Source organism: Bifidobacterium sp. SKU, assembly GCF_026016405.1.
Taxonomy (GTDB): Bacteria; Actinomycetota; Actinomycetes; order Actinomycetales; family Bifidobacteriaceae; genus Bifidobacterium; species Bifidobacterium bifidum.
The window spans coordinates 1,523,727-1,543,228 of sequence record NZ_CP092890.1 but is presented as its reverse complement, the minus strand read 5'-3'; the positions used below and the strand labels follow the sequence as shown (position 1 = coordinate 1,543,228).

General features: G+C 62.8%; 16 protein-coding genes and 1 pseudogene. 12 read left to right on the top strand and 5 right to left on the bottom strand.

Going from position 1 to position 19,502, the window contains the following annotated elements:
* Positions 1–175: 175 nt before the first annotated feature.
* The 3 genes and pseudogenes from MMB49_RS06625 to MMB49_RS09530 all read right to left on the bottom strand — a co-directional run bounded on the left by MMB49_RS06625 (position 176) and on the right by MMB49_RS09530 (position 4,474).
* On the bottom strand, positions 176–2,281 hold the full coding sequence (locus MMB49_RS06625; RefSeq protein ID WP_047270612.1) for a DUF262 domain-containing protein: 2,106 nt from the start codon (positions 2,279–2,281) through the stop codon (positions 176–178).
* Positions 2,282–2,367: 86 nt separating this feature from the next.
* A complete protein-coding gene (locus MMB49_RS06620) occupies positions 2,368–3,039 on the bottom strand; it encodes a response regulator transcription factor (protein WP_003813814.1) in 672 nt (223 codons plus the stop codon).
* Positions 3,036–4,474 (bottom strand): annotated as a pseudogene (locus MMB49_RS09530) (sensor histidine kinase). The gene MMB49_RS06620 and the pseudogene MMB49_RS09530 overlap by 4 nt, the downstream one beginning before the upstream one ends.
* A 165-nt stretch (positions 4,475–4,639) precedes the next feature.
* Between MMB49_RS09530 and MMB49_RS06605 the strand changes: the two are divergent.
* The 3 genes from MMB49_RS06605 (at position 4,640) to MMB49_RS06595 (ending at position 7,567) form a co-directional block, all read left to right on the top strand.
* Entirely contained in the window at positions 4,640–5,458 is an 819-nt protein-coding gene (locus MMB49_RS06605; RefSeq protein WP_047270610.1) for a DUF5067 domain-containing protein, read from the top strand.
* A gap of 102 nt (positions 5,459–5,560) precedes the next feature.
* Positions 5,561–6,394, top strand: a complete 834-nt coding sequence (locus MMB49_RS06600) for a Bax inhibitor-1/YccA family protein (RefSeq protein WP_047270608.1) — start codon at positions 5,561–5,563, stop codon at positions 6,392–6,394.
* 210 nt (positions 6,395–6,604) lie between these two features.
* On the top strand, positions 6,605–7,567 hold the full coding sequence (locus tag MMB49_RS06595; protein ID WP_014760462.1) for a DMT family transporter: 963 nt from the start codon (positions 6,605–6,607) through the stop codon (positions 7,565–7,567).
* Positions 7,568–7,674: 107 nt separating this feature from the next.
* Here the strand turns inward: MMB49_RS06595 and MMB49_RS06590 are convergent, their stop codons facing one another.
* Complete coding sequence (locus tag MMB49_RS06590; RefSeq protein ID WP_003815463.1) at positions 7,675–8,403, bottom strand: GTP pyrophosphokinase family protein; 729 nt, start codon at positions 8,401–8,403, stop codon at positions 7,675–7,677.
* A gap of 89 nt (positions 8,404–8,492) precedes the next feature.
* Here MMB49_RS06590 and miaB point away from each other — a divergent pair, with 89 nt between their 5' ends.
* Positions 8,493–9,947, top strand: a complete 1,455-nt coding sequence (miaB, locus tag MMB49_RS06585; RefSeq protein WP_022173656.1) for a tRNA (N6-isopentenyl adenosine(37)-C2)-methylthiotransferase MiaB — start codon at positions 8,493–8,495, stop codon at positions 9,945–9,947.
* A gap of 174 nt (positions 9,948–10,121) precedes the next feature.
* Positions 10,122–11,102 (top strand): tRNA (adenosine(37)-N6)-dimethylallyltransferase MiaA, encoded by a 981-nt coding sequence (miaA, locus tag MMB49_RS06580; protein WP_047270916.1) that lies wholly within the window; start codon positions 10,122–10,124, stop codon positions 11,100–11,102.
* Positions 11,103–11,167: 65 nt separating this feature from the next.
* Here miaA and MMB49_RS06575 read toward each other — a convergent pair whose 3' ends face one another.
* Positions 11,168–11,956 (bottom strand): Fic/DOC family protein, encoded by a 789-nt coding sequence (locus MMB49_RS06575; protein WP_082247914.1) that lies wholly within the window; start codon positions 11,954–11,956, stop codon positions 11,168–11,170.
* Between the two features lie 92 nt (positions 11,957–12,048).
* Between MMB49_RS06575 and MMB49_RS06570 the strand changes: the two genes are divergently transcribed.
* The 7 genes from MMB49_RS06570 to MMB49_RS06540 all read left to right on the top strand — a co-directional run bounded on the left by MMB49_RS06570 (position 12,049) and on the right by MMB49_RS06540 (position 19,494).
* Positions 12,049–15,024, top strand: coding sequence for a DNA translocase FtsK (locus tag MMB49_RS06570; protein WP_373159288.1), 2,976 nt, complete (start codon positions 12,049–12,051; stop codon positions 15,022–15,024).
* 126 nt (positions 15,025–15,150) lie between these two features.
* Positions 15,151–15,822: a CDP-diacylglycerol--glycerol-3-phosphate 3-phosphatidyltransferase gene (gene pgsA / locus MMB49_RS06565; protein WP_047297701.1), complete on the top strand. Its 672-nt coding sequence runs from the start codon at positions 15,151–15,153 to the stop codon at positions 15,820–15,822.
* A gap of 71 nt (positions 15,823–15,893) precedes the next feature.
* Positions 15,894–16,439 carry a CinA family protein gene (locus MMB49_RS06560; RefSeq protein WP_047270601.1) on the top strand — a complete coding sequence of 182 codons (546 nt, stop codon included), beginning with the start codon at positions 15,894–15,896 and terminating at the stop codon, positions 16,437–16,439.
* 60 nt (positions 16,440–16,499) lie between these two features.
* Positions 16,500–17,012, top strand: coding sequence for a helix-turn-helix domain-containing protein (locus tag MMB49_RS09525; protein ID WP_047270599.1), 513 nt, complete (start codon positions 16,500–16,502; stop codon positions 17,010–17,012).
* Between the two features lie 171 nt (positions 17,013–17,183).
* A complete protein-coding gene (locus MMB49_RS06550) occupies positions 17,184–17,417 on the top strand; it encodes a DUF3046 domain-containing protein (RefSeq protein ID WP_003813799.1) in 234 nt (77 codons plus the stop codon).
* Between the two features lie 269 nt (positions 17,418–17,686).
* Positions 17,687–18,877 carry a recombinase RecA gene (recA, locus tag MMB49_RS06545; RefSeq protein WP_003820771.1) on the top strand — a complete coding sequence of 397 codons (1,191 nt, stop codon included), beginning with the start codon at positions 17,687–17,689 and terminating at the stop codon, positions 18,875–18,877.
* Positions 18,874–19,494, top strand: coding sequence for a regulatory protein RecX (locus MMB49_RS06540; protein WP_047270595.1), 621 nt, complete (start codon positions 18,874–18,876; stop codon positions 19,492–19,494). Before recA ends, MMB49_RS06540 begins: the two co-directional genes overlap by 4 nt.
* Positions 19,495–19,502: the final 8 nt, after the last annotated feature.

Sequence of the window (19,502 nt, the reverse complement as noted above, 5' to 3'; positions counted from 1 at the left end):
ATCCAGCCAGAGTCCCATCCGCATACCCTGCGATGGGACTTTTTCGGTATACGCATCATCTTCCATCCGTCCACAGTTCCATTTATGTCGTCTGATGTGGGACCATGACCGGGTGAGGGATATGGGAATGGCGGACTTGTCGAAGTGCCGTGGTCGTGGACTGGCAGCCAGGCGTCTAGCGGGTGCGCAGACGGTAGGCTTTCCAGATATCGCTGAGTTTTTCGCCGTTCGACGTACGCTTCCACACATCCAATCCGGCGCTGCGACCGCCTGCCGCGCGTGCCGCGGCCGTGGGCGACGCATATTCCGAGCCGTCCTCAAGACGGAAGCGTCCCTCCTGGGTCACGGTCACCAGCCAACGTTCGCCCTTGCGCGGTCGCTCCCATACCAAGGTCTCGCCGGGAATCAGCAGACCGGCGGCGACGACCTGCTTGATGGTGACACGCTGTGAACCGCGCGTCTGCCGGGAGCCTGCGTCGCCGGAAAGCTGCTCCGGGGGTTTGCTCGTCAGATCGGCATGGCTCTCGTCATAACGGATGTCCCAGTATTCGGCAAGCAGGCGAATCGTCTCCTTCTGCCGGTATTCCAGCATCGCCGGCGTGCATTCGTTGAAGTCGGCAATCTGCTTGGTCAGCGGGAAACGGCAGGAGTCTGCACGCAGCAGCACGCGGTCGCGACGGCGCCCGTACTCCGTGAGCCGGTCGACCTGCCCCTCCTTGCCTTGCATCAGCACCATATTGCCCAGACGATACATCCAATAGTCATGCAGGTCCGCCGTCCAGGAAGAGAACGACGCCGCCGACGCGATATCCAGAGGCATGATCGGTACGACCGCCAGCGCACGCGGGCGCGGAATGCGAGCCCCGGCACGCTGCTCGTTGGCCCGAACCAACAGCAGACGCACCAGATCAGGGTCTCCCTGCAACTCGCCGTGCAGCCTGATCAGGGCACCTGCCCGGTCGGCGGCGCTGACGGACAGTCCGCGTACCAAGCGAACAGGGAATCCCTTATCCAGATCGCGGATCGCAGCTGCGGTGTGCCCACGACGGTCAATGGCACTCCGACGATTCAGCATATCGACACCGGCCACCTGTTCCAAAGCGCACAGAATCTCACCCAAGCGCTGTCGGTCATGCGACCCCAACGGGTCGGCCGTCCTGCCGCCGTCCCGTGCCGAATGCGAACCACGTTGGGCGAAGAACGAGACCTCGGGGTCGCCGAGGTTCCTGAACGAATGCGTCAGCGCCCACATCGCCACGGCTTTCCACTCATGATGCCGATAGTCGTTCAGCGCCTCCAGCCTGCCTCGGACATCATCCGGCAGCACGGTATCCGACGGGCGCTCAAGAATGCGCCACGCCATGGCATACGGGGCGAGAACACCGTCGATGAACGCCTCAATGGAATGACCGGCGAGATACTGGTTCAGCACGTCGGAAAGGAAGTCCTCGATCAGTTTGCCCGTCGCGGGCTTGTGCGTGAGGATGAGATGCAGATACCGGAAGAACTCCTCCACGCGGGCGGCGTCATCGCCCAGCGGATCCATGATGTCATCCCAACGGGAGGCGTACGTGTCCACCGCGGCGGCGGGCAGTCCTGACATCGCCCGGGCCTTGAACACATCCGATGGCGTCAGGGGGAGGCCGCGCATGTTCATGACGTCGAAAATACGATGCGCTCCATCAAGGTCATCGGTGGTGACGATGACCAAGGTCACCGAATTGACCAGATAGGATGCGAACCGGTGGCGTTCCTCCTCGTCAAGCTGTGCCAATGCATCGTATGCCTGCTTTGTGTTGGCGATGATGTTGCGCTGCGCGTTCGAGGAGCAGTCCTCATCGTTCATGTCGAACAGCGCCTCCAGATTGCCTTCCTGAACGTATTCGCGGAAAAATGCGGCGTCGCGTTCACGGAGCGTCAGCCGGGGCTGCGAGGTGATGCCGCGCAGCTTGTCTCCGGGCTCGACGATCAGAGCGTCCAGCAGACGCATCCATTCCTCGTCATGTTCGAGGTCGCGCAGCGCGGCGATGATGATTGACAGCGAGACCAGACGCTGCTGGCCGTCGATGACCGAGAAGCTGGTGTCGCCTTCCCGCACGAGAATCAGAGAACCGAGGAAATACGGCGTCTCCGGTGATTTGCACGCCTCCTCAAGGTCGCTGATGAGCTGCAGGATGTTCTCCGGTTTCCAGATATAGGCGCGCTGGAAGGATGGGATGGACAACTGATAGTCCGGAGTGAACACCTTGCCCAGTGATTTTTCCGTCGCGTTGATTGCCATGACGCCCCCTCATCGGTAGCTGCTGAGCATCAGCGTACCAGCGGGTCGGTATGGATGCGCTGGCGGCGACTTGCGTGACGGCGCCGTTACAGGTCCGCTCGTTCGACAAGCCGTGCCATCTGCACGCGCCCCATGTCGAGTTTGTCCGCGGCACTGGAGAGATGCGCTTTCGCGGTGCGTTCCGATATGAACATGCGTCCTGCGATCTCGGCGTTGGTGCAGCCTTCGGCGGCGAGCAGCACGGCTTCGCGCTCCCGGGAGGGCAGCGTGTCCAGCAGGGCCCGAGCCTCGTCACGCCTGGACTGGGGCCGCTGCATGCTCAGATCATTGATGAGCTGTCTCTGGCTGGCCGGATTGAACTGCGGGGTCCCCTCGCATATGCCGACTATGCGGCGGATGATGTCCTCCGGCGCGTCGGTCTTGGATACGAATCCCTCGGCGCCGGCCTCCACGGAGCGTTCCACCGTGTTGGACGGGTTCAAGGATGTGAGGATCAGCACGTGAGGAGGATTGCGAAGCGCGCGAAGACGACGGGTGGTCTCGATGCCGTCGATGCCGGGCATCGCCACATCCATGAGAACGACGTCCGGGTGCTCGCTGTCGGCGTTTCGCACGGCGGTGGCTCCGTCGGTTGATGTGGAGACGACAGAGACACGCCCCTGCGAGTAATCGCGGAGAATCATACTCATCGCCTGGCACACCAGCGGATCGTCGTCTATGACGCTCACGGTGATGACGTGCTGTTCGGAATCGTTCACGGCTTCATTCTATCGGCTTGACAGGCGATCCACGGCATTGCCACGTCGAGATGGAAGACATGGTGGTCGTCGTGCCCGTATCGGCATGTCCCGCCGGCCGTCTGCACCCGTGCCGTCAGGCCGGCAAGTCCGTTGCCGTCCGTTGCGGATGGGACCTCGCGCTCGTTCGGGGCGGAGAGACCGCGCTTCATGGGATTGCTGATGTGGATGCGGATGCCGTTGCCGGGGTTCATCGTGACTTCCACAGACACCGGCTCACCCTCGGCGTGTCTGCGGGCATTGGTCAGCCCCTCTTGGATGGCTCGGTATGCGATTTTCCCTGTGCCCTCATCGAGGTCGGAGAGCTGCTGGATGTCTATCCAGGTGTTGATGCGCATGCCGGCGGAGCGCGCATCGTTGATCAGGGCGTCCAATGACGGGCGTGTCATTGACGTTTGCGGGGCGGGAGCGAGCTGCTGACGTGCCTGTTGGGGGTGACGGAGCATGCCGATGATGGAATGCGCCTCATCCAAGGCTCCTGCGGCTTGCCGTCGAATCTCCTCGGATTTCTCTTCGATAAGCGAAGCCTGATTCCGCAATTCGGGGGTCAGCGTCTGCCCCGTCTCATGTGGGTTCGTCGCATCGGCAAGCTGGATGAACGCCCGTGCCTCGCCCTGCAGGGCACTGGCGTTCAAGGCGATGAGGGACAAGGAATGAGCGAGCGTGTCGTGGCTTCGGCTGCGATGGCGTCGGCCAGCTGCTGATCGGTGAGATTGCGATGCAGGCTCACCGCATAATCGCTGATGGCCTGGGTCTTGGCAGCGGCCTCGTCCAATTGCACTCGTGACCGGATATACAGTCCCGCCAGAATGGCGATGAGGATGGCTATCAGCTCCACCACAACGGCTGTGGCTATGATGGTCGGCCTCCCCGCAAGCATCACGGCATGGCCCGAGGCGACATCCGAATCCGGCTTGATGAAGATGGCCGATTGCCACATCGAGGAGTTGAACGGGCGCAACGTGTCGCGCATCTGCCCCCAGACCCCGACCAGCGTCGCCGCGACGATGGCGCGGATGATGCGCTGCCTGCCGCGGCGTCTTGCGATCAGCGATGTGAGCGCCATCAGCATCAGCATCGGATCATAGGGAAAGATCAATACGACGGCGCAGCAGATCCAGAACACCGGTTCCGGGTGCTTGTCGCGTGCAAGCAGCAGGAACGGGAACGCGAAGGCCAGTAGGGAACTCGCGATGAACCAGACGTACATGGCGTTGACCGGATTATTGATGTACCGGGTGGCTGCGAATGAAGTCTGCACCAGGCACATGAACGCGGAAACGGTGATCATCACTGCGGTGCACCATACGCGCGTGCGCACGGCGACGGTGTCCTCGTCGGACGTCGTCGCCGGGAGCGGTCCTCCCGCGCGGGGGTGGGGCGAGAAATCATTCATGGCATCCACTCTACGGGGTCAGGTCTTTCCGCGCCATCGAACGCGGGTTCATTCTTATCTGCCCGAAAGGGCAATCGGAAATGAACGTTCGTCCACTGATGCAAACGTGCGAACTCCGATAGCGTGGATGGTGCATAACTCACCGAGATCAAGAAGGAGAATGCTATGTCGCACGGTATCAAGGGGGAGACGTCCGCACAGGGCACCCCCAAAGGAACCACGATCTGCGGTATCGTAGGCGTCGTCTTTGGCGCTTTGGGGCTGGTCCTCAGCTTTATCCCGATCGTGAACAATATAGCGGCCATCCTAGGCGCCATCGGCGTGGTGCTGGCGATCATCGCCATGGTGGGGACGTTCCGCGGCAAGAAGGCGGGCAAGATACTTTCCATCGTCGCGGCGGTGCTGTCGGTGTTCGCCATCGTCATCACTCTGGCCATGCAGTCCGCAGCCAGCAAGGCCATTGATGAGGCCATTAACGGTTCCGGCACGTCACAGAGCAAGTCGTCCGACGCGAAAAAGAGCGGCGACGATTCCTCCAACGACGGTTCCGCGAACAACGATCCGACGAACAATGACTCCACCGATACGACCAAGGCATCGGGGGAGCAGGACCAGGAGGGTGATCTCAAGAACCTCCATGTCACGATCGTCTCCGCGGCGAAATCGGGCAACGACTATGAAGACAAGCCTACGGTGATGGTCACGTACGAATGGAAGAACAATTCAGGCAAGAACAACTCCTTCGCCGCGCTGGCGCATCCCCAGGTGTTCCAGAACGGACAGGCCCTGGACACCGCCGTCTATCTTAACCAGCCGACCGGATATGACATGAATTCATATACGGCGGAGATCCAGCCCGGAGCGACGGGAAAGGTGACCCTGGGATACGTGTTGAAGGACGAGTCGACCATCACCGTCGACGTGACCGACCTGTTCTCCATCGATGACTCCCGGAAGGTCGTGCACACGTTCGACCTGAAATAGACGAATAGGCAGGCGTTGCGGGTGTGATGCTCAAGGCTGAACATTAATGATTTGTTCAGCCTTCTCCGTTACGATGAAGCATACGCAAACAAAGGAGCCAGCATGACATTCGGACAGCAGCCAGGCAACGGCGATCCCTATTACGGCGGCAATCAGCAGCAGCCCGCATATGGGCAGCAGCAATACGGACAATCACAGTATTCATACGCGCCCAATGGCACTGCGGCGATCAACGCCCAGACCATCTACAGCCGTGAACAGGTGCAGGCGGCCCAACGGGCATCCGTCACCAGGGCATACGGCGAGATGACGCTCGGCCTTATCATCACGGCCGTCGTCGCGGTCGTCGCGCAGATGACCGGCGCATACGTCTCCTTCATCGAGTCAACCGGCCTGATCGGCTTCTTCGGATTCGCGATCGTACAGGTTGTGCTGGCCGTGGCGCTGGGCGCCCGCATCATGAAGATCAAGGCATCGACCGCCCGTGTCATGTTCTACGTGTACGCGGCGCTGATGGGATTCACTCTCAGCTCCATCTTCCTGGTGTACAGCATCTCCGACATCGGCGTGGCCCTGGTCCTGTGCGCGGCGTTCTTCTTCGTGCTCACCATGTTCTCGTTGACCACAAAATTCGACATGCTCAAGGCCGGCCCCATCCTCATGGTGGGCCTGGTGGTGCTGATCATCTCCCAGATCGTGCTCATGTTCGTTCCGGGCAGCACGACCGGGATGCGTATCATCTGCGCCTTCGGCCTGATACTGTTCGCCGGCATGACCCTGTACGACGCTCAGCAGACCCGTGCGCTGTTCAGCGCCTATGAGGCCCAGGGGCCGGAGATGATCAAGAGGATCTCCATCATCTGCGCGCTGAACCTGTATCTCGACTTCGTGAACATGTTCCTGTACATCCTTCAACTGTTCGGCAGCCGAGACTGATATCACTGGAACGGTACCGTCATAGCCGATTCCGCCAATACGGATATTGTCACGACGGCAGATGCGATGGCCCATCCCGCAGTCGCGGGATGGGCCATCATCGTTCAGATGCCCATCGCGCGAATCAGCGAGACCACTCCATCATCGTTCGGGACCGGTCACGGTGATACGCTAGCGTGAATGCTCATGAAGCAGCAGGAAATGGCCGGTATGGCATGTCTTGTGTTGACCTCGCTGATTTGGGGATTCGCGTTCGTCTCCCAGGTGCAGGGCATGGCATCGATGTCGCCGTTGTTCTTCAACGCCACGCGGTTCACCTTGGGGGCGATCTCGCTGATCCCGTTGCTGCTGTGGAAGCGTTTGCGACGATGCCGGGAATCGGGGAAGACGGTTGGCGCGGGGAACCGTGAGGCTGGCGATGACGAACATGACATGATCGCCGGCAGCGCACTGTCGAACCCGCTCATCGTCGGAATGATATGCGGTGTGTTTCTGTTCGCGGCGAGCACGCTGCAGCAGTACGGCATCATGTTCGGCTGTTCGGCCGGCCGCGCCGGATTCATCACCGCGCTCTACATCGTCATGGTGCCGTTGTTGGCGTATCTCGTCCTTCGCCGCGCAGTGCGCATGATGACTTGGATGGCGGTGGGCGTGGCCGTGGCCGGATTCTACCTGCTGTGCATCACGGACGGCTTCGGTTCCCTGACGCTGGCCGACTGCCTGCTGCTGTTCACCGCGGTCCTGTTCGCCGCTCATATCCTGTCGATCGATACGCTGGGAGCGTGCGTCGACGCGCTGACACTGTCATTCATCCAATTCGTGACGACCGCGGCACTCAGCTGGGCCGGCACGCTGATCGAAGGCTCCATGGACTGGAACGGGGCAGGGCAGGCGTGGATCGCCGTGCTGTATGCGGGAATCGGGTCAGTCGGCGTCGCCTACACGTTGCAGGCTGTAGGCCAACAGTGGGTGCCGCCGACCCGCGCATCGCTCATCATGTCGCTGGAATCGGTGTTCTCGGTCATCGGCGGCGCATTGCTGTTGGGCGAGACGATGACGGTACGCGGATACCTCGGCTGTGCGCTGATCTTCGCGGGTATCGTGCTCGCGCAGATGCCCGGTGTCGGCCGCAGACGATTGGCGGTGAACAAGACCGGAAAACGGGATCAGTGAACGCGACCGGAAAACAAGAAAGACAGAATCCCGCTGATCGGCCGTCAGGCGGATCCGTTCCCGTCAGCGAGGGCGGAGGATGCGTGACGGGGGCCGATTCGACCAGCTTAGTCGGCTTTCGGTGTCTCCTCGACCTGCGGCGCGCCGTTGATGTCGCGGTGGATGTTCTGCATCTGGGTCTCGATGTTCTGCAGGCTCCGCGCGCAATCAAGCAGCGTCTGCGAGTGCTCGGCGAGCTTTGCGTCCGGCAGATCGGTCTTGTAGCGCAGGGCGTGCTCCAGACTCGCCCAGTAATCCATCGCGATGGTGCGGAACTGGACCTCCACCGGGGTGTAGTGGGCGCCGGATGAGAGGAACACGGGCACCGCATAGATGACGTGCAGCGACCGATAGCCGTTCTGTTTGGGGTTCTTGATGTAGTCCTTGACCCGCAGCACGGAGATGTCGTTCTGCGCCGACAGATAGTTCGACACGGAGTACACGTCGTCGCGGTAGTTGCAGATCACGCGGATGCCTGCCACATCGAACAGGTTGTCCTTGATCGACGACACGGTCACCGGCAGCGTCTTGCGCTTGAGCTTGCCGAGGATCGAGTTCACCGACTTGAGACGGCGTTCCATGTGATGGATGGGATCATGCGAGAACCGCACCTGGAACTCTGAATCAAGGATCTCCAGTTTGGTGCTTATCTCATACATCGCGCCTTCGTAGACTTGCATGAGATTCACGAATTCGGTGAGTTCTTCCGGTGAAAAAGACCCCCGGTCCATGCCCACGGCATCGAGTCGGGTTTTCAGGTCATTCGTGTTGATGCGGCTTTGTCGGTCAAGTATCACGGTTCACCATCATAGCCGAACTCTTGCGGAGGAACTGAAAAATCGCAGCACGCTGGTGCTGGCTTGGGCAATCGTTACGATGGTTGACTATGAACGAAGACATGATGACCGAGTCGGAGCGCACCTCCACATTGACGGACCCGACCCTTGGCGCCACAACGGGGCGCGGCAAGGGCGTATTTTACGTGCACACGCTGGGATGCCAGATGAACGTGCATGATTCCGAGCGAATCGCCGGTGTGCTCGAAGATGACGGATACATCCCGGCGACCGAGGAACAGGCGGCGGACAAGGACGTCGACCTGATCATCATGAACACGTGCGCGGTGCGAGAGAACGCCGCGGAACGCATGTACGGCACCATCGGCCTGTGGGCGGACCTCAAGCGCACGCATCCGAACATGCAGATCGCGATCGGCGGATGCATGGCCCAGCTTGACCGCAAGAGGATCGCACAGAAGGCGCCGTGGGTGGATGCGGTGTTCGGCACGAAGAACATCGGCTCGCTGCCGCGCCTGCTGGATCAGGCCCGCATGGCGGGGACCTGCCAGGTCGAAGTGGCCGACAAGCTGGACTATTTCCCCAGTCAGCTGCCGGTCGCCCGCGCTTCGAAGGTGTCGAGCTGGGTGTCCATCTCGATCGGCTGCAACAACACGTGCACGTTCTGTATCGTGCCCACCACGCGTGGCAAGGAGCATGACCGCCGTCCCGGCGACATCCTCGCGGAGATTCGCCGATGCGTGGATGAAGGCGCCAAGGAGGTCACGCTGCTCGGCCAGAACGTCAACTCGTTCGGTTACGGCATCGGCGACCGGTATGCGTTCTCCAAGCTGCTGCGGGCCTGCGGAGACATCGAGGGATTGGAGCGTGTGCGTTTCACGTCGCCTCACCCGGCGGCGTTCACCGATGACGTGATCGCGGCGATGGCCGAGACGCCGAACGTCATGCACCAGCTGCACATGCCGTTGCAGTCGGGCTCCGACAAGATCCTGCGTGCGATGCGTCGCTCCTACCGTTCCGCCAAGTTCCTGGATATCCTGCGCAAGGTGCGCGAGGCGATGCCGGACGCGCAGATCAGCACCGATGTCATCGTCGGATTCCCTGGCGAAACGGACGAGGATTTCGAGGCGACGATGGATGTGGTGCGTCAGGCGAGGTTCCAGTCGGCGTTCACATTCGAATACTCGCCGCGTCCCGGAACCCCCGCGGCCGAAATGGAGCAGGTCCCGCATGAGGTCGTGCAGGAACGGTTCGACCGGCTGGTGAAGCTTCAGGAGCAGATCACGGAAGAGGAGCTCGCCAAGTTCGAGGGCCGTGACGTCGAAGTGATGATTACCGGGGCTCAAGGCAAGAAGGATTCCGCGACACATCGCGTCACCGGTCGTGAACGGACCGGCGTGCTGGTGCATATCGGCGTGCCGGACGGTGAGCCGATGCCGCAGATCGGTGATTTCGTGACCGCGACCGTCACCCATGCCGGTCGCCACAACCTCATCGCCGACCCGGATGTCAACGCCGGCCAGACGTATGCGGTCCGCCGGTGAGCGGGACAGACACCGCGATATAAGCGAGACGACATCATGAGTGAGACCATGAACGATGTGACCATGACCGATGTGACCATGACCGATAAATTGACGAATAATGACATGGCGTCGAACGTGACCGGCCCGGCCTCGTCAGGCTCCGAAGGTCGGTCAGCAAACCCGTCCGTGGCGATGCCGAGGGTCGTCAGCATCGTCGGGCCGACCGCGTCCGGCAAGACCGGCCTCGGCATCGCCGTCGCCCGGGCGCTGGCGGAACGGGGGGAGCGGGCCGAGATAGTGAACGCGGACGCCTACCAGATGTACCGCGGCATGGACATCGGCACGGCCAAACCGACCGCGGACGAGCAGGCGGCGGTTCCGCATCATCTGCTCGACATCATCGATCCGGACGAGGCCATGTCGGTCGCCAGATTCCAGCAGGTAGCGCGAGCCACCATCCATGACCTGCAATCACGCGGAATCCGCCCCATTCTCGTCGGCGGGTCCGGCCTGTATGCGCGGGCCGCCATCGACGACATCTCGTTCCCCGGCACCGATCCTGATGTGCGCAGGCGACTGGAGGAACGTGAGCGCAGCGAGGGGGCCGGAGCGCTGTTCGACGAGTTGCGGGCGAAGGACCCTCAGGCCGCGTCGCGCATGGACCCCCACAACCCGCGTCGTACCATCCGCGCGTTGGAGGTCATCGAAGTGACCGGGCGTCCGTATTCCGCCAGCCTGCCCCGCTACCGGTACGTCATCGCCTCAGTGCAGATCGGTCTGGACCTGCCCCGCGAGGAGCTGGACCAGCGCATCGACATCCGCACCAAGCAGATGCTGGAGGGTGGTTTCATCGAAGAGGTGGAGCGGATCCGCCCCCATCTGGGAGCGACCGCCGGGCGGGCGCTGGGCTATCAGCAGGTCATCGATTACCTGGACGGGCTGTGCGATCTGGATGACACGTTCCGAGACATCGCACAGAAGACCAAACGGCTCGCCCGCAAGCAGATGGGATGGTTCGGGCGTGACCCGCGCATTCATTGGCTCCATGCGCTCAATCCGCGACTGGTGGATAACGCGATGGCCGTTATCGACCATGCCGACGCGGGCGATTACGACCCGATCGATGAGCAGGCGGACGAGTATACGCAACATCATCTGGGCGACCTGCAGTAATGGCAGAGCGGCCCGTGGCGACCGGTACCCCGTGGTGACCGGCAACAGAGTCGCCGCGGCTTCGGTCAGTGAGCGGGCCCCTGCTCCCAGCCGGCGATCAGGAAGACCCGCGTGGGGTTCGCGGGGCGCACGATGTCGGCGAACATCTGGCTGAAGGCGTTGATGTCACCTCGATATGCGGCGTGTTTCGCCTGCTTGTATGACTCGCGCGTCACGCCTCCCCAGTCGAGATCCCACCCGGCGTCATGCGCGAGACGGGACGCGAAGATGCGAAGCGTCATGGCGTTGCCTCCCTTGAACGGGTGCAGGTAGCCCAGTTCGTCGTAGACGTGGGCGAGCTCCCGGACGAACACGCCCCGGTCGAGGTTGTCCAGGTTGCGTTTGTCGGCAAGCTCGGTCGAGATGTTCAAGGCGCCGGTCTCGATCAATTGCGCAGGAAAGAATGCCTCGGGGTTCTTGGCCTGATGCCGCTTGTCGGTGACCTCGCGGGTGACGTTCGAGGTGCGCAGCCGTCCGGCGTCGGAGAACACGCCGTCGAACAGTCCCCGGTGGATGGCGACGAGCTCGGCAAGGTCGCCGCTCGGATTCCAACGGCGTTCAGCCAACAGCACCGTTCGGGCGAACACGCTGCTGGCGTGGTCGGTGGCATGATCGTCAAGGCTCCCGTCGGCGAGCCTGCCGCTGACGATCCCGGAGGTCTCCCGGTCCGCGGCGTCGATCAGAGCGGATACGTCGTTGTCGCCCTGCTCGTATCCCGCCGCGGCGCGCATCGTCGCATCGCCCGGCGTCATCGCTTCCAATGCGCAGTTTTTGAGTGCAAATGCGACTGCGCTCGCACGTTCTGCTGGAGTCATAGTTAGATGGTACATGCGCCGATGCCCCTCGCGCGGGTTTTGACGCGAATTGATCGGGAAATAACGGGTGATGGGTAGAATCTGAAGACGCTATGGCACGAACAACATCCTCATCAGGCAATGGTCCTTCCAACGACTCGCCGCGTGGCACCCGCACGCAGCGTGCTTCGTCGCGCGGCGGCGAGACCGGGAAGAGAGCTTCCGGCGGGCGTGGCGGCATGGGGGACGATGCCCGCACCCCGGTCGAGGAGCCGCTGTGGAAGCGGATCATTCTCGCGGTTCCGCGCGGCTTCGGCTCACTGGTTCGGTCGGTTGCCGGAGTGGGTGAATTCGACCCCGTGTATCGCCGGGATGGCCTGTGCTTCCTGCTGATCGTGCTCGCCGTATTCTTCTGCGCTTCCGAATGGTTCCGCGTGAACGGGATCATCGGCCGGGTGCTGCATGCGTTCTCGGCCGGCGTGCTGGGCGTGATGAGCGTCGTGTTGCCGGTGCTGCTGGTGATCGTGGCCATCCGTCTGATGCGCAACAGCGGCAAGAATTCCGACAACCCCCGCGTGGTGAGCGGCTGGGCGATACTGTTGTGGTCCGTCTGCTCGATCATCGACGTGGTCGTGGCCGCCGACGCGCGTTCGTTCGACATCGGCCTGCTGCAAAGGGCCGGCGGACTGCTTGGTTTCGTGCTGGGCTCGCCTTTGGCATGGGGATTGTCGAAGGTGTTCGCCGTCATCGTCTTCGTGGTGGTCGGCTTGTTCTCGCTGCTGATGATCACCCGCACCCATGTCACTCAGGTGCCGGATCGCGTCCGCACCATCGCTGCCATGATCTCGCAGCGTTCCCTGCATCCTCGTCAGGAGCCGGATTCGGCCGCGCAACAGGATCAGTTCCCCAACGAGGTGCGTGTGGGTGACGGCGATGAGACCCTGGCGTTCGCCGAGGGCGTCCCCGCCCATGACGGTACGGACGAAACTGAGTCGGACTCCGGGGGCGCGAAGGACGGATGGTTCTCCCGTCTGTTCCGGCGCAAGTCCGCGGAGAAGACGGATGACGCGTCACTTGACCGGTATGCGGGGGATGACCCGTTCTCCCACGCGGCGAGTCGGCATGGGCAGGCCGCCGAGACATCACTGGACGCACGCGGCAGTGTCATGCCCCGCACGGTGTCCTCCACCATGGGCGCGATGGCCGGAGCAGCTGCCGGCGCCATGTCCGGGGGCGTGGCGGCGGCCCACGCCGCCGATGCCGTCGCGACGATGACATCCGGCATGGCCGCCGCACACCCCGGTGCCGCATCTTCCGGTACCTCAGGCGTACCGGCGTATGCGACGGATCCCGACGGGGGAGCCGGGGCGGCCGGGAGTGCGAGGTTGGTCTCATCGACGGTTGCCGGTACGTCCGATCCGTGGGCGGCGATGCCCGCCGCGGGCGCTGCCGGTGCGATTTCCCCCATGTCCCCGGATGCCTCCTCGGGCGCATCGGCCGGTGCGGGCGAGAACATGAATCCCAATGTGGACGACCCTGCGCTTGCGGCGCCGGACGCCCCGTACCAACTGCCCGACCTGAACATGCTGTCGCACGGCCAGCCTCATGCCGTGCGCACGCCGGCCAATGACCGCGTGATCCGCGCGCTGACCTCCACGTTCCAGCAGTTCAACGTCGACGCGAAAGTCGTCGGCTTCCTGCGCGGCCCGTCCGTCACCCAGTACGAGGTCGAGCTCGGCGCGGGCGTCAAGGTCGAGAAGGTCACGAACCTGCAGCGCAACATCGCCTACGCGGTGGCCAGCTCCGATGTGCGCATCCTCTCGCCGATCCCCGGAAAATCGGCGATCGGCATCGAAATCCCGAACGATGACCGCGAGATCGTCCACCTTGGCGACGTGCTGCGCTCCGACAAGGCGATGAATGACCCGAACCCCATGCTCGCCGGCGTCGGCAAGGACGTGGAGGGCCATTTCGTCACCGCCGACCTGACCAAGATGCCGCACCTGCTGGTGGCGGGCGCCACCGGCTCCGGAAAATCGAGCTTCATCAATTCGATGCTCATGTCGATCATCATGCGTTCCACGCCCGAGCAGGTGCGCCTGATCATGGTCGATCCCAAGCGCGTGGAGTTGAGCGCGTATGCGGGCATCCCGCACCTGCTCACACCGATCATCACCGATCCGAAGAAGGCCGCACAGGCGCTCGAATGGGTGGTCAAGGAGATGGACGCGCGCTACGACGACCTGCAGTTCTTCGGATTCCGCCACGTCAAGGACTTCAACGAAGCCGTGCGCGCGGGCAAGGTGCATGCGCCAGCCGGTTCGAACCGCAAGGTCGCCCCGTACCCGTACCTGCTCGTCGTCGTAGACGAGATGGCCGACCTGATGATGGTCGCCAAGAACGACGTCGAAAGCTCGATCCAGCGCATCACACAGCTGGCGCGTGCCGCGGGCGTGCACCTGGTGCTCGCCACGCAGCGCCCGTCGGTCGACGTGGTCACCGGCCTGATCAAGGCGAACATCCCGTCCCGACTGGCATTCGCCACATCCTCCGCCACCGATTCGCGAGTCATCCTCGATTCGGTGGGCGCCGAGACGCTGATCGGCCAGGGCGACGCCCTGTTCCTGCCTATGGGCTCGATGAAACCCATCCGCGTGCAGGGATCGTGGGTGAACGAGTCCGAGATCCGCAAGGCCGTCGAGTTCGTGCGCACACAGCGCAAGCCGCACTACCGCGAGGACATCGAGCAGATGGCGCAGGAGGCCGAGAAGAAGGCCGTCGAGCCGGATGAGGACATCGGCGACGATATGGACGTGTTGCTGCAGGCGGCCGAGCTGGTGGTCACCACGCAGTTCGGTTCCACATCGATGCTGCAGCGCAAGCTGCGCGTCGGCTTCGCCAAGGCCGGCCGACTCATGGATTTGCTGGAGTCGCGTGGCGTTGTCGGCCCGTCCGAAGGCTCGAAGGCCCGTCAGGTGCTCGTCCAGCCCCAGGATCTGCCTGCGGTGCTCGCGTTCATTCGTGGCGAGACCGATGCGATGCAGGCCTCTGCGCCCGCCGCGGCCGCGCAGCAGGGCGAATTGGCGTAGTGGGTGCCAAGTCGGCCTGACCGGCAGGCCTGACCCGGCCATGATGCAGCCATATCTGACGGGATTCCCAGAGAACTCGAACCGCATATTCATCCAAGGTAGGAGTGTGGGGGTATCGTGAACACTATGGAAAACGATATGCAAAACGATACAACGGAACGCTCGGCGACCGCCAAGAAGTCGCTGCTGGACGGCTGGAACGCACCGCCGAACCTCGTCACGTATTCGCGCATCGTGCTGGTCGTGATATTCCTCGGCCTGTACATCACCGCAGGCTCGTGGGGCGAGAACAACATTCCCATGCGATGGGCCGCGGCCGTGCTGTTCATCGTCGCCGCGTCCACCGACAAGGTGGACGGGTGGATGGCCCGCAAGTACAACCAGGTCACCGAACTCGGCAAGCTGATGGATCCCATAGCCGACAAGCTGCTCACCTGCGCCACGCTGATCGTGGCCGCGGTGTTCGGCGAGCTCGGTCCCGTCTGGCTCGGCTGGATCATCGTCGCGCTGTTTCTGCTGCGTGAGGTGGGCATCACCGTCATGCGCTTCTTCGTCATCGACAAGGGCGGCAAGGTGATCGCCGCCGCCTGGCCGGGCAAGCTCAAGACGCTGTTCCAGTGCATCGGCCTGTCGATGCTGCTGCTGCCCGTGTGGGTGTTCAATCCGGCCCAGACCGCGCCGGTGTGGATGACGGGATATTACACGCTGACGTACGCCCTGATATACATCGCGCTGATGCTGTGCCTGTATTCGGGGGCGATATATCTGATCAACACGTTCGGGAGCCGCAAGGACTGAGCGAGTGGACGCCGTCGTGCCTGCGCACGGCGGCGTTTTTGTTTGATGGCGTTTGATGGAGGGGGATTGCGATGAATGATGCCGATTCGTGCCGTTGCGACGACATGACCGCGCGGATTCTGCGGTTTTGCGAGGCGCATGACGTGAAGATAGTTGCGGCGGAGTCGTTGACCGGCGGGCTGCTGGCCGATGCGTTCGTGCGCGTGCCGGGCGCATCCCGCGTGTTTCTCGGGTCGGCGGTCACCTACGACATTCGTGCCAAGGCGTCGATTCTGGGGGTCGACCGCGGTTTGTTGGAACGCGAAGGGGCCGTGCATCCCGAAGTGGCCCGACAGATGGCGGCGTCGGTCGCCGGGCTGTACGGGCAGCCCGAATACGCTGACCGTGTCATCGGATTGTCGACCACCGGCGTGGCGGGGCCCGGACCGGATGGAGACAAGCCCGCGGGACTGGTGTATGTGGGAGTGCGGATTCCAGCCGCCATAAGCCCTGACGGCGTGCCGTCCGTGACCGCCCACGAGCTTCATCTGACGGGTGGGCGCGAGGAGGTCCGTCGCGGTGCCGTATTCAGCCTTGTGCAAATCGTGAGCCATTTCACAGGAGATATGCAGGAATAAACCGCCGCCGGCGGTGTTGAACACAGTGGAAGCACTTGGACGATATGAAAGGAGGGTCTCATGGAAACGATGACCCGAACGGGCGAGCGGATGGAAACGGCTGGCATCCCCGTCAAGCAGGTGCAGCCGGGTACGGCCAGGATGCGTGATCTCACGCCGGCGCAGCGGCGTGCCGTGTTGTTCGCCCAGCAGCAGGTGTTGCGGGCGCGTGCGGCGAAGAAGGCCAAGGATGAACGGCAGGCGGAACTGAATCGTATGCGTATGGAGGAGGATTCCTTCGAACCGCGTCAGCGCGCGGTCTCGCGTGGCGTCGAGACGCTGCCCGAGGGAAAGGATGTGTCGCTGCGCGAGGCCATCGGCCATGTGCTGCGCGATCTTCGCACCCGCGACAACAAGACGTTGCGTGAAGTGAGTGAGAAGGCCGGCGTGTCGCTGGGCTATCTGTCCGAGGTGGAGCGCGGGCAGAAGGAGGCAAGCTCCGAACTGCTGAGCTCCATCGCGGGATCACTGGGTGTAAGCACCGCGCAGATGCTGCGGCTCGTCGCCGATTATCTGGATTCGATCAGCGAATAGCGATTTGCGGCGCCGGATGCCGCGTGCATATGCATATCGTCGTATCGGGTGCATGAGAGGAACCGTCCGCATGGGCTTGAGGCCCGGCGGGCGGTTTCGTCGTGTTCGGGGGCGTGGAGTCGATTGGTATGCCGGCATTCGCAGCGGCGGGGCCGGGTTAGACTGGGAGACATGCGAGAACGGGAATTCTGGGAACTGGTGGATGAGGTGTTCGGTCATGGGTATGGCCGGAGCCTGGTCCAGGATCAGCATCTTGACGCGCTCGCGGGACTTACCGCGGCGCAGGCGCTGTCTGCGGGGGAGCAGCCGCGCGTGGTATGGAACGTGCTGTGCGACCATATGGACGTTCCCGATCCCCAGCGTTGGGGCTCCGATCACAACGCGCCTCCGATGCCGGTCCGCTGACGAGACACGCGGAACGGGTGATATCGAACAGGTGTTCGCCTATTGGGGTATAGTTATCCACAGTGCACGATGATATGACGTAGTGCGCCGCACGGTTCGACACGCCGACGAATTCCTTGCGACAGTAAGGGGGAGTCGGTGCGGATCGATGGATGCCGGAGAGCCTTCGACCACATTGGCCGGATTCGTTTGCGCCGGTGTTCGTATGTTCCGTACGGTTGATGCATGTGGCATATGGCGCATATGGATGACAACGTAAGGAGATTGACATGGCACAGCGTACGACCTCGAAGGGTGGGGCGGGCAAGGCCGCATCGAAGGCCTCTGTTCGTGAGGCCGCAAGCAATGGGCCGGTGGGGGACGGCATCGATCCCCGACGCAAGGCGGCTTTGGACTCCGCTCTGGAGCAAGTGGAGAAAAGCTTCGGCAAGGGATCCGCGATGCGCTTGGGCGACAAGCCCGAGCAGAACGTCGAGGTGATTCCCACCGGATCGCTGGCGTTGGATCTGGCCCTGGGTATCGGCGGTCTGCCGAAGGGGCGCATCGTCGAGATCTATGGCCCTGAATCGTCCGGCAAGACGACGCTGGCGCTACATGTGGTCGCCAACGCACAGAAGAACGGCGGGGTGGCGGCATTCATCGATGCCGAGCACGCGCTGGATCCGGTCTATGCCCGGCATCTGGGTGTCGACACCGATTCCCTGATCGTCTCGCAGCCGGACAACGGCGAGCAGGCGCTGGAGATCGCGGACATGCTCATCCGGTCGGGTGCCCTTGACGTCATCGTCATCGATTCGGTCGCGGCCCTGGTTCCCAAGGCGGAGATCGAAGGCGATATGGGTGACAGCCATGTCGGTCTGCAGGCCCGTCTGATGAGCCAGGCGCTCAGGAAGATGACCGGCGCTCTGGCACAGGCCGGCACCACGGCCATCTTCATCAACCAGCTGCGAGAGAAGATCGGCGTGTTCTTTGGCAACCCCGAAACCACGACCGGTGGCAAGGCGCTGAAATTCTATGCGTCGGTGCGTCTGGATATCCGCCGCATCCAGACCATCAAGAACGGCGAGGAGGCCGTGGGCAACCGCACCAAGGTCAAGGTCGTCAAGAACAAGATGGCTCCGCCGTTCAAGTCCGCCGAGTTCGATGTGCTGTATGGCGAGGGCATCTCCAAGGAGGGATCCGTCCTGGACATGGCATTGCAGTGCAACGTGGTCAAGAAGTCCGGCTCATGGTTCACGTATGACGGGGACCAGCTCGGCCAGGGCCGTGAGAACGTGCGCAAGTTCCTCAAGGACAATCCGCAGATCACCGAGGAGATCGGCAACAAGGTCAAGGCGGAATTCGGCCTCATCGAAGTGCCCGATCAGCTGGCCGACGGTGAGTCCGCGACGGACGGGGATGCCCCTGAAACGGCGCCGGAGGATGGCGCGCCCGCTGCCGCCGCATCGCCTGCCGCATGATCAGCGCAGAAGCGTTCCTCGCCGCTCATGGAACATGTGAGACGCCGGTTGTCGAACCGGGCGTCGACTCCCCGCGACGCGGAACATGGTCACGTGGGAACCGCCCGGCTCGGCGCTCCGCGCGGAGCATGTTGCGGCCTGGGCGGGAGCCGGAGGATCCCTGCGATGTCGATGCGTGTCGGGAGTCCGCATTACGCCTGCTGGATGCGGCGGATCGTCCATCGGGTGCCTTGCGAGACCGTCTGATCGACAAAGGGTATGACGATGAGACGGTCGCCGCAGTGGTCGACAGGCTGATCGAGGTTGGTCTGGTCGATGATGAGTCGTACGCGCAATCCGCCGTGCGCTACTGCGTCGGCCGTCTGATGGGATACCGCGGTGCGGTTATGGAACTGGCTCGCAAGGGGGTCGACCGTCCGCTGGCGGAGCGGGTCTGCGACGAGGCCCGCATGAGCGGTGTCTTCGAGGACGCCGCATGGGAGTTGGGGCGGCGCAGCGCCGCCAAGACACAGGGCATGGACCCGAAAGTGCGCAAGCGCCGGTTCTGGTCCTCGGGCGGGCGCAAGGGGCACGACGCCGAAACCCTGCGTGCCGTAGCCCATGAGCTATTTGATTAGAATGAACT

Excerpts from the sequence above, each read along its gene's own strand:
- miaA (WP_047270916.1), top strand. The coding sequence starts at position 10,122 with ATGCCGAGGGTCGTCAGCATCGTCGGGCCGACCGCGTCCGGCAAGACC.
- pgsA (WP_047297701.1), top strand. The coding sequence starts at position 15,151 with ATGGAAAACGATATGCAAAACGATACAACGGAACGCTCGGCGACCGCC.
- MMB49_RS06625 (WP_047270612.1), bottom strand. The coding sequence starts at position 2,281 with ATGGCAATCAACGCGACGGAAAAATCACTGGGCAAGGTGTTCACTCCG.
- MMB49_RS06560 (WP_047270601.1), top strand. The coding sequence starts at position 15,894 with ATGAATGATGCCGATTCGTGCCGTTGCGACGACATGACCGCGCGGATT.
- MMB49_RS09525 (WP_047270599.1), top strand. The coding sequence starts at position 16,500 with ATGGAAACGATGACCCGAACGGGCGAGCGGATGGAAACGGCTGGCATC.
- MMB49_RS06540 (WP_047270595.1), top strand. The coding sequence starts at position 18,874 with ATGATCAGCGCAGAAGCGTTCCTCGCCGCTCATGGAACATGTGAGACG.
- MMB49_RS06605 (WP_047270610.1), top strand. The coding sequence starts at position 4,640 with ATGTCGCACGGTATCAAGGGGGAGACGTCCGCACAGGGCACCCCCAAA.
- recA (WP_003820771.1), top strand. The coding sequence starts at position 17,687 with ATGGCACAGCGTACGACCTCGAAGGGTGGGGCGGGCAAGGCCGCATCG.
- MMB49_RS06575 (WP_082247914.1), bottom strand. The coding sequence starts at position 11,956 with ATGACTCCAGCAGAACGTGCGAGCGCAGTCGCATTTGCACTCAAAAAC.
- MMB49_RS06550 (WP_003813799.1), top strand. The coding sequence starts at position 17,184 with ATGCGAGAACGGGAATTCTGGGAACTGGTGGATGAGGTGTTCGGTCAT.
- MMB49_RS06595 (WP_014760462.1), top strand. The coding sequence starts at position 6,605 with ATGGCATGTCTTGTGTTGACCTCGCTGATTTGGGGATTCGCGTTCGTC.
- MMB49_RS06600 (WP_047270608.1), top strand. The coding sequence starts at position 5,561 with ATGACATTCGGACAGCAGCCAGGCAACGGCGATCCCTATTACGGCGGC.
- miaB (WP_022173656.1), top strand. The coding sequence starts at position 8,493 with ATGAACGAAGACATGATGACCGAGTCGGAGCGCACCTCCACATTGACG.
- MMB49_RS06570 (WP_373159288.1), top strand. The coding sequence starts at position 12,049 with ATGGCACGAACAACATCCTCATCAGGCAATGGTCCTTCCAACGACTCG.